The sequence below is a fragment of the Dyella sp. genome (assembly GCF_036384435.1).
GTDB lineage: Bacteria > Pseudomonadota > Gammaproteobacteria > Xanthomonadales > Rhodanobacteraceae > GSA-30.
Genome location: NZ_DASVMI010000024.1, coordinates 1 through 9,779 on the forward strand (window position 1 = coordinate 1; position 9,779 = coordinate 9,779).

The window sequence follows — 9,779 nt, forward strand, 5'->3', positions numbered from 1 at the left end:
ACTGGAGGTTTGAGGATGCTCATCAAGCAAGGGGCCGGGTTGCCTTATCTCATACCTCTGGCTATGGAGATCCTTGAGATCTTTTGTCTGCTGTCATGAGCATGGAGCCCGCTTATTTTAAGACAATCGTCGTATGGCGCATCGAATGAAAGCGGTGGTGGTCGACGCCACATGGATTGTGGACTCAGAGCATGACCACGGTGGCGCGGGATGGAACGGGATGGAACGGGATCTTGCAGAATTCAAGCATAGATATGGAAGCGGTCGGTGCAGCGTTGATGTTGAGATATCTTTTTCTCCGTATTGAGCCGGCCTGAAGTTCCCGCCATCAAATCCCTGCATACCACTCGTAGCCACGATCTTCCCAGTAGCCTCCCTTGCCGCCGAAAAGTGCACCATAGCTGTCGGTGACCTCGATGCGCATCAGATATTTTGCGTGCTTGTACCCCAGTTGGCGCTCGACGCGAAGGCGCAGTGGCGCGCCGTGGGCCACGGGAAGATCCTTGCCGTTCATGCCGTAAGCCAGGATGGTTTGCGGGTGATAGGCATCGACGAGGTCGATGCTTTCGTAATAGCGGCCGCTGCCGTCGAGGGTTTGTTCCAATTCGTCGGCGCAGTGAAATATCACGTAACGCGCGCCGGGCTTGAGGCCGGCGACATGCAGTACGAGTGCCAACGGCACGCCTTGCCATTTTCCGATGGCGCTCCAGCCTTCGACGCAATCATGGCGCGTGATTTGCGTGCGCGAGGGAAAACGTTTCAGGTCGGCCAGCGACAGGCTTTGGGGGCGCTGTACCAGGCCGCCGACCTGCAAGCGCCAGTCGATGAAGTTGCGCTCCAGAAGATGCGCGTACTCGTCCGAATCGGGCATTTGCGTGCCGTTGGCTCGAAACACGGGCGAGAGATCGGCCTCGGTAAATTCAGTCGCAAGCGCCTGGCGCCCTTGCAGCGATCGCTGGGCGCCCCGTGTGAGCTTTTCGGTCTGTCGCAACAGCGAATCCACGGTGTTGTTCTGTGACAGCCGGTCGCAGCCTACCAGGGTGGCGGCCGCGGCACCTGTCGCCAGGCTCCTTAGAAACCTGCGGCGTGATGAGTTCATGTTCAAGGTTCAGTCCCGTCATCGGTTATGGAGTAGCGCCCGGTAATCATGGATCGCAGGTTGTTCCACAGGCCCGATGCGATCACCATCAATACGTGTACGAGCACGAACGCCACCAGTAGCAAAGCCGTAATGAAATGCAGTGAGCGGGCGGAGGGGCGGCCACCGAATAGATCCGGCAGAAAGGGCAGAGCTGCATCGATGCCGGGCGACATGGTCAGTCCTGTCAGTATCATCATCGGGAGCAGCCCGAACACGACGACCAGATAGCTGAGCTTTTGCAACGCGTTGTAGCGTCGTGCCTCCTTGCCATGCGAGAACCGCAGGCGTGCATGATCAATCACTTCACGCCACAAATGCCTGGGAGCGAGTTGCTCGCCGCTCGGCAGTAGGTCGCGGCGAAAGTGGCCGCGTAGAAACCCGTGAATGAGATAGATCAGGCCATTGACGACAAGCAGCCATGCGAAGGAAAAGTGCCAGCGACGTCCGGTGCCCAGATCGCGATACGAGGGTAGGGTGAGCCAGGTGGGGAAGGCGCGTGCCGCGGCACTGCCGTCTTCGCTGGAAACGCCCAGGACGCCGGTAGTCACCAGGCGGAGCCGTCCGATCTGGAGATAGCCCTGGAGCGCGTCGCCATCAGGCTTGCTGTCGATGACCAGAAACGCATGGTCGGCATCGGCACCGTATTTGCCCCAGTAAAGTCGGGGGTGGGCATTGAATATCTGCAAGCCGCTCAGCAGAAGAACGGTGAGGCAGATGACGTTGAGCCAATGGGTGAGGCGCACCGTGAGTGAATGCCGGTGAATACTGATCATCCGGGAATTCCTTGCTGGCCAGCCTGGATGGCTGGCCAGCGTTGATGGATCACATCGGCGGGACGACGCCGTTCTTGCCGATAACGACCTGATTGGCGACCAGGCTGCCATCGGCGCCTTTCTCGGCGGGGATGAAGACGACCGTACCGGGCTTGACGTCCTCAGTCGTGGCCGGGGCCAGGGTGACGACGGGCGTGCCGTCACGGACGGATATCTTCTTATCGTGACCCTGGTAGTTGACGGTGACGGTGCTGCCGTCGACCGACTTGACGGCGTCGGATACGGTGGCATTGGTCATCGAGCTATGGGGCTTAAGATCCCAACTGTAGTTGCCTTCCCCGAGACCCTTCAGTTGGGGCGGAAAGATCAGCACTTCCAGGGCACCGTCACCCCCTTCCGATTTCGGGAGCGATGCGATGCCGACGTAATCGCCGCTCTTGATGTCGCTGACACTGGCCTTGGCGACGCTCGAGAGCTTCCAGCCGTCCTTGAGGCTCACGGTGACGGGCTTGCCATCGCGGGACTTCACCTGGAGCTGGTTGCCGGTCAGCGCGATGACGGTACCGCGTACGTGCACTTTGTCAGTGGCATCGGCGGCCGTTGCTGATGAGGCAGCGGCGATACATAGCGCCGCACTGGCGCAAAGGGCGAATAGCTTGGAACGGTTGAGCGGGTGCATGGGACTCTCCTGGGCGATGTCTATCACGACGTTAAGATACTTACATCTATCTACTAGTTGGAAGTTTTAACAGGCAGCACAAAACGGCTAGGAAGCGAATTCTTGGTTAGGCTAGGCTTTTTCTTGTAACCGGGGCACAGGCCGTTTTCATGACGAAAATCTACCAACTAGTAGATATTTGGTCAATGCCTTCAGCCATTCGCCAGGACGTATCACAGCCCTGACCGTGGACAACACACCATGTCGAAGACACATCACCGGTACATGCCACAGGATTCGCGCCCAGGCCTTCCACGGTTACACCTCAGCTATGCGGCGCCCCCGTCATGGTCAGCGAATGCGACTTGCGTTCAAGCTCTCGCATCCTGACTGCAGGTCATTGGCGATCAGGTCGTGCCTGGAAATCTTCGCGTGCCTGGGAGGTACTGACTGCTTTCAGGGCTTGCGGCCTCTCATCCGCTTCCCTCATCCAGCGATAAAGGCGCGGCTACTTCTTCCAGTGACTTGCGCTCCGCGGCCACGCCCCATCGCCACACGACGATCGCGGCAATCAGCATAAGTGCTGCACCACCCAGGTAGCCGCCGACAATCGCATCACGCTGTCCGCTACCGATCAGAATGCCGAATAGCCAAGGGCCGATGACGCCGCCGATAGCGGTGCCCAGGGCATAGAAGAGGGCGATGGCCAGGGCACGCAATTCCAGGGGGAAGCTTTCGCTTGCGGTCAGGTACGCCGAGCTGGCCGCGGCCGATGCAAAGAAGAACACCACGCTCCAGGCAATGGTCTGGGTTTGGGCCGTCAGCACGCCTTTGCCAAACAACCAGGCCGTCGCAGCGAGCAACAGGCCAGACATGGCGTAAGTGATGGCGATCATCGGGCGGCGGCCCAGGCTGTCGAACCATCGACCGAGAATCAGCGGGCCGAAGAAGTTGCCAGCTGCGAACGGCAGCAGAAACCAGCCCATGCGATCATCCGCGATGCCGTAGAAGCGGCTCAGTACGAGCGCATACGTGAAGAAGATGGCGTTGTAGAAGAAAGCCTGGCAGGCCATCAGTACAAGGGTAACCGCGGTACGCTGCGGATAGGCGCGAAACAGCGTGCGCGCGACATCTCCCAGGCCCAGTTCGCGTGGACGCAGGCGTAGTTTCGGCAGCGGCTCGGACGGTGGCGCCACCCCCAGGCGCGCCTCGATCTGGCTCATGATCGCTTCGGCTTCGGCCACGCGTCCATGCAGTATCAGCCAGCGTGGGCTTTCAGGCAGGAAGCGTCGCAACAGCAGGATGATCAAACCCAGCGCCGCTCCGAGGCCGAAGGCCAGACGCCAGCCCAGTTCCGCCGAAAGCCAGTGCGAATCGAGCAGCACGACTGCGCCGAGCGCGCCCAGCGCCGCGCCGATCCAGAAGCTGCCATTGATGACCAAATCGGTGTGGCCGCGATAGCGCGCGGGGATCAACTCCTGAATTGCCGAATTGATCGCGGCATATTCACCGCCGATACCTGCGCCCGTCAGTGCGCGAAACAGCGCGAACATCCAGAAGTTGGTGCTGAAAGCAGTCAGCGCCGTAGCGGTGAGATAAAGACCCAGGGTAATGCTGAAAAGCTTTTTGCGGCCCAGTTTGTCGGTGAGCCAGCCGAAACCGAATGCGCCGAGCACGGCGCCGATCAGGTAAAAGCTGGCGGCCAGCCCGACCTGCTCGTCGCTCAGGTGCAGGACCGGGCTGGATTTGAGTGCGCCAGCGATGGAGCCGGTGACCGTGACTTCCAGGCCATCGAGAATCCATGTGATGCCGAGTGCGAACACCACCAGCGTATGAAAGCGGCCCCAGCGCAGTCGATCCAGTCGCGCGGGGACGTCGGTGACGACGAGGTCCGGGATGGCTTGTGACATGAGGTCGAGGCTAACCGGACCGGGCTGGCGAGTCCACCCTCGGTTCCGCGGGAACTTGTCCGGTCAACGGGGCACGCGATAGCCCCCGGGCACGCCGTGCGGACTCAAGGTAAGTTGCCATAGCTGGTCACGACGGCTGCGAAATACGGCTGCCGATACGGCGAGGTAGAAGTGCCACATGCGCTGGAAGCGCGCGTCGTAGCGTGCATCGAGCACGGGCCAGGCGGCGTCCACGTTGTCGCGCCATGCGCACAGTGTGCGGTCGTAGTCGGCGCCGAAGTTGTGCCAGTCCTCCACTACGAAGAGATTCTGCAAGGCTTCGGCGACCTGGCTGGCGGCGGGAATCATTGAGTTGGGAAAGATGTATTTTTCGATCCATGGATCGGGTCGCGATGGCGTGCCGTTGCTACCGATGCTATGAAGCAGAACCAGGCCGTCATCTTTGACCGCCCGATGCGCGACTTCAAAGAAGGTTCGATAGTTGAGTGCGCCGACGTGTTCAAACATGCCGATTGAAAATACCGCGTCGAAGCTATCGTTGACTTCGCGATAATCCTGCAAGCGGATGTCCACTGGTAGACCCCGGCACAGCTGTCGCGCGAACTCGGCCTGTTCGGCTGAGATGGTCACGCCCACGCCTTCCACACCATAGCGCTCGGCGGCAAACTTCAAGGCCTCGCCCCAGCCGCAGCCGATGTCCAGCACACGCTGACCCGGTTGTAGACGCAGTTTGCGGCAGATCAGATCGAGCTTGGCTTCCTGGGCGTCATCGAGTGTGGAAGCTTGCGCCCAGTACGCGCATGAATACACCAGGCGCTTGCCCAGCATGGCCCGGAACAGATCGTTGCCCAGGTCGTAATGCACGCGTCCCACGTCGAAGGCATGCTCGCCTCGCTGGCGGTTGATGAAGCGTGCCTTGAAATGTGCGAGCAAAGTATCGAGTGTTTTCAGTTCCTCGTCGATATGTGAGGAGAGCAAGCGGGTAAACATGCCGGCAAGATCGGGCGTATCCCACCAGCCATCCATATAGGCCTCACCCAGGCCGAGCGATCCATGCGCGAACACGCGTGCGTACAGGCGATCATCGTGGACACGAAGATCGGTGGGTGCTGGGCCGTCAATGACTATGCCAGCCAGTTCAAGCAATGCGGCCGCGCGGTGCTTGAGTGAATCGTTGCTCATGCATGGCCTCGTGTCGAACGGTAAAGCCGAGCCTAATTATCGTCAGCAAACTCTAGCGTGACGAAAGCAAAAATCGCGTGCAGGGAGCTGCCTCAGCCTCGAATGATCGCCCGTACAAGCGCCAGGCCAGCAATGGTCAGTGTGATTGAACCTGCCAGGTTCAGGGCTACATGGGCCGCAAACCAAGCGTATTGCTGACGTAACAGCAGGTTCGCCGATTCCGCGGAAAAGGTGGAGAACGTGGTCAGTCCACCGAGAAAGCCGGTCGCGGCAAACAACCGCCATTCCGCGGGGATCGTCTGGTAGTGATCAAACAACGCCAGCACGCAGCCCATGATCAGGCCGCCGGTGAGATTGGCAGTGAGCGTGCCCAACGGGATGGAGGGAAAAATCGGGTTGAGCAGGACTCCCAATCCCCAGCGCAACCAGCAGCCGAGGACGCCGCCCAGGCCTACCGCAACAAAACCGCCGACATTCACGAGGTGTCTCCTGGCAAGGTCGATAGGCGTCCATGGAAACAGGCGTGTACGCCTGCGCGTCCGGAAGCCCGGTCGTGCAGGCATCATCAACCCATGTGGGTGGTTTGCTTCGAGCGAAGCGGGAGGCATGCCATCTCCCTGATGGCTGCATGCTAGCAAATAGGTTGTAGGGTTGGGAGGCTGCTGCGGGGAAGACGCGCCGCCTATGGCGAGCGTGCCCGTTTACGCGCCGGTCGCCTCATGTGAGTCGAGCATGGCCGCCAGTTTGCGCCCCACGTCTGCCGGTGGCATCTCGTAGGCATGCACGATGCGGTTATCGCCACCGTACGGCCCCCATTCCTCGGCATTAGTGGTATTGAAGATGCCATAGGTGGGCGTACGTGCGGCGCAGGACAGATGCATGATGCCGCAGTCGGCGCTGCTGTATGCATCGAGTGAGGCCAGTACGCTGGCCAGCTTGCGCAGGTCATTGGAGAAATATGCCGGATAGCGCGAATCCAGTAGCGAGCGACCGAAAGCGGGAACGATTTCCACACACTGCCAATCGGGCGCTGCCGCTTCGAATGCTTCCAGGAATGGCAACCACCAATCCTTGCGTAGCAGCTTGGGCCCGGTGGCATTGGCGAAGATGCCGATCACACGTCGCCCCTGTGCGCGCGCGCCGAGCACACGTTGCAATGCCAGCCGTCCGGCAGCACGCTCGGCATCGCTCAGGCGCAGGTCGGCATACGGATAGGGGGCATCCACAGGTTTGCCCAGCGCGGCGCGCAGCAGGAACACAGGTCGCTTGCCTTTGCTGGTTGGCGCATCGGCCACCGGTACTGCGTGTGTGACGTTGCCACTTTTCTTGGGGCTGTCGAAGCCGAGTTTGTACGTGGCATCGGCGCGCAACAGCAGCAGGCGTCCGGTTTGCGACTGCGGATCGGGATCGATCACCAGGTCATAGTGGTTGCGGCGGATAGCGCGCCACTGGCGCAGCAGGGTGCGAGGATGGCGTGCGCTATGCGATGGCAGCTTGTACAGGCGGTCCACATTGAAATATTGGCCATAGATCGCCTCGGCGATCTGGCTGCGCGTGACGATATCAATGGTCGCACCAGGATAGGTGGCTTCCAATTCCTGGATCAGAGGCGTCAGTAACAACGCATTGCCCAGCGTATGGCTGTAGTGACAGACCAGGATGCGGAAGATGCCGGCGGTGGGCAGGGGCGCACTGCTCTGCGTGACGGGCTTGCCGAAGAACAGGCGCATCAGCCCTTGCGCGACGCGGCGGCGCTGGTCATTGACGCGAGTGGAGGAGCGGAGGCGTTTGAGCACGACGTCGGATCATTGGGCGGACAGCGGGCAATCGTGGCATGTTCGGGAGATCGGGGTAAGGGGCAGTTTGCTGGACCGGCACAAAAGGGTGGGGGCGGCAACCGCAAGCAGCGATACCGCGCAAACCCAGTGGAGCTTCACGTATGTCCCCTGATCCGGCCTCCGGCCTGCCTACCCGATTCCAGCCGACCCGGGGCGGTAAGCTCGAGATATGCCACAGGTAGGTATCACGCCGACGCCACGCATCGCGCCTGCTGCCTCCAGGCCCCCAACCTGCCTTGTCTGGTAGGAGCGGCTCCAGTCGCAGATGGGAGCTTTTAAAAACTCCGAGCCGCGACATCGTCGCGTCTTGCATCACGACTGCGCGGGGTCTTGCCCCTGCGGCGCTAGAACCACAATGCGCCCTCAGCCGACAACAAACCCCTATTCACCAGCCATTCGCGCGCATTCTCGGCGTCCTGCTCGAACCAGGCTTGCGTCGAGCCTAGCCGAAACGAATAACCCCAGGTATCCATATCGCGCATGATGCGTTTGCTACCGACACCGGGTAACGCATCGCCCATCACGATCTGGAGGTAGCAGGTAGCGTCTTCTTCTTCGATGGAGTCGGTGGCGTCGGTATGCACCGCGTCGCGCCGTTCGGGCGGCAGGACGATCAGGTGCCCGGCCTCATGCAACAGTGAATGCACGGGTGTGTCGCCGCGGGCATAGACGGTGTGACCGATGATGCCAGCTTCGTCATCGCCCCAGTAGCTGCCTGGAATCGGCTGGCCATCGGCCACGGATTCAAGGCTCAGACCATAGCGTGCAAGCAGGGTGGCAGCGAGAGCGAAGCCAAGATCGGCCATCCGCATCACGTCGGGTGCTACGGGAGCATGAGTCATGGATATCAGGAACCGGCCGGGCGTGAAACCGCCCGGCCCATGTTCAGCCGGCCGGCTTGGGCTCGGGTTTTTCCGGCAATGCGACCGAGAGCTCCAGCACTTCGTGCCCGCTGTCGCGCTCGACGTTGATGTTGATGGCTTCCAGGTCCACCTGCACGTATTTCTTGATGACTTCGAGCAGTTCGTTGCGCAGCAGTGGCAGGTAGTCCGGCGCGCCGCGCGTGGAGCGCTCCTGCGCCACAATGATACGCAGGCGCTCCCTGGCGACGTTTGCCGTCGGCTCCGGCTTGCGCTTGAGAAAATCGAGAATACCCATCGCGATCAACCTCCGAATACGCGCTGGAGAAAGCCCTTCTTCTGCACTTCGGTGAAGCGCAGCGGGCGCTCTTCGCCGAGCACACGCGCGACGGTGTCGTTATAGGCCTGGCCGGCCAGCGATTCGGAGTTGAGGATGACCGGCACACCCGAATTGGAGGCCGCCAGCACGTTCTCCGATTCCGGGATCACGCCGATCACGCCGATTCCCAGGATTTCCTCGACGTCCTTGACGCTGAGCATCTCACCTTTAGCCACGCGTTCCGGGTTGTAGCGGGTCAGCAGAAGGCGCTGCTTGACCTGCTTGTCGCCGCGCTCGGCATGACGGGTCTTGCTGGCCAGCAAGCCCAGGATGCGGTCCGAATCGCGCACCGAAGACACTTCCGGGTTGACGACCACGATGGCCTGGTCGGCGAAGTACATGGCCAGGTGGGCCCCCTTTTCGATACCGGCGGGGGAGTCGCATACGATGAAGTCGAAGCCGTCCTCGGATAGGCCCTCAAGCACCTTCTCCACGCCCTCCTGGGTCAAGGCATCCTTATCGCGCGTCTGGCTGGCCGCCAGTACGTGCAGGTTCTCGTGGCGTTTGTCCTTGATCAGCGCCTGCTTGAGCGTGGCTTCGCCCTGCACGACATTGACGAAGTCGTATACCACGCGTCGCTCGCAGCCCATGATGAGGTCGAGGTTACGCAGGCCGACATCGAAATCGATCACCGCGACTTTCTTGCCGGCCATGGCCAGGCCGGTGGCAACGGACGCGCTGGTGGTGGTCTTGCCGACGCCGCCCTTGCCCGAAGTGACAACGATAATCTCAGCAGTCAAGGCTTATCTCCGCGAATATTCTTGTAGTGATCAATGTGTGGTGATCAATCGAGATTGAAAATCAAAGCTTGGCAATCAGAAGTTTTTCACCATCGAGCCAGCAATGCACGGCTTGGCCTTCGAGGTCCTTCGGGATCTGTTCAAATACGCGGTAGTGGCCGGCGATGGCTACCAGTTCGGCACGGAAGTCGGAAATGAAGATACGGGCCTTCTCGTCGCCCTGCGCACCGGCCATGGCGCGGCCGCGCAAGCTGCCGTAGATGTGGATGCTGCCATCGGCAATCACCTCGGCTCCGTT

General features: G+C 60.7%; 11 protein-coding genes and 1 riboswitch. All 11 genes read right to left on the minus strand.

The genetic code is table 11. The features are described 5' to 3' along the window. Positions 1-328 precede the first annotated feature (328 nt). Complete coding sequence (locus VF436_RS01940; protein ID WP_330902289.1) at positions 329-1,099, minus strand: molybdopterin-binding protein; 771 nt, start codon at positions 1,097-1,099, stop codon at positions 329-331. A gap of 2 nt (positions 1,100-1,101) precedes the next feature. Further along, the gene (locus VF436_RS01945; protein WP_330902290.1) at positions 1,102-1,914 is read right to left on the minus strand and encodes a cytochrome b/b6 domain-containing protein; all 813 of its coding nucleotides are present in this window, start codon (positions 1,912-1,914) and stop codon (positions 1,102-1,104) included. Between the two features lie 49 nt (positions 1,915-1,963). Then, entirely contained in the window at positions 1,964-2,593 is a 630-nt protein-coding gene (locus VF436_RS01950; RefSeq protein ID WP_330902291.1) for a hypothetical protein, read from the minus strand. A gap of 452 nt (positions 2,594-3,045) precedes the next feature. Next, on the minus strand, positions 3,046-4,482 hold the full coding sequence (locus VF436_RS01955) for an MFS transporter (protein WP_330902292.1): 1,437 nt from the start codon (positions 4,480-4,482) through the stop codon (positions 3,046-3,048). A gap of 63 nt (positions 4,483-4,545) precedes the next feature. After that, on the minus strand, positions 4,546-5,664 hold the full coding sequence (gene cfa / locus VF436_RS01960) for a cyclopropane fatty acyl phospholipid synthase (RefSeq protein ID WP_330902293.1): 1,119 nt from the start codon (positions 5,662-5,664) through the stop codon (positions 4,546-4,548). A gap of 92 nt (positions 5,665-5,756) precedes the next feature. Beyond that, positions 5,757-6,143, minus strand: a complete 387-nt coding sequence (gene crcB / locus VF436_RS01965) for a fluoride efflux transporter CrcB (protein ID WP_330902294.1) — start codon at positions 6,141-6,143, stop codon at positions 5,757-5,759. Positions 6,144-6,213: 70 nt separating this feature from the next. Next, positions 6,214-6,290, minus strand: a riboswitch (Fluoride riboswitch). A 75-nt stretch (positions 6,291-6,365) separates the two neighbouring features. Continuing rightward, complete coding sequence (locus tag VF436_RS01970; protein WP_330902295.1) at positions 6,366-7,460, minus strand: glycosyltransferase family 9 protein; 1,095 nt, start codon at positions 7,458-7,460, stop codon at positions 6,366-6,368. 386 nt (positions 7,461-7,846) lie between these two features. Beyond that, positions 7,847-8,344 (minus strand): hypothetical protein, encoded by a 498-nt coding sequence (locus VF436_RS01975; RefSeq protein ID WP_414649798.1) that lies wholly within the window; start codon positions 8,342-8,344, stop codon positions 7,847-7,849. Positions 8,345-8,387: 43 nt separating this feature from the next. Continuing rightward, entirely contained in the window at positions 8,388-8,660 is a 273-nt protein-coding gene (minE, locus tag VF436_RS01980; protein ID WP_330902296.1) for a cell division topological specificity factor MinE, read from the minus strand. Positions 8,661-8,665: 5 nt separating this feature from the next. Beyond that, positions 8,666-9,481, minus strand: coding sequence for a septum site-determining protein MinD (gene minD / locus VF436_RS01985; RefSeq protein ID WP_330902297.1), 816 nt, complete (start codon positions 9,479-9,481; stop codon positions 8,666-8,668). A gap of 61 nt (positions 9,482-9,542) precedes the next feature. Continuing rightward, positions 9,543-9,779 (minus strand): septum site-determining protein MinC (gene minC / locus VF436_RS01990; RefSeq protein ID WP_330902298.1); only part of this gene is annotated, 237 nt, incomplete at its 5' end.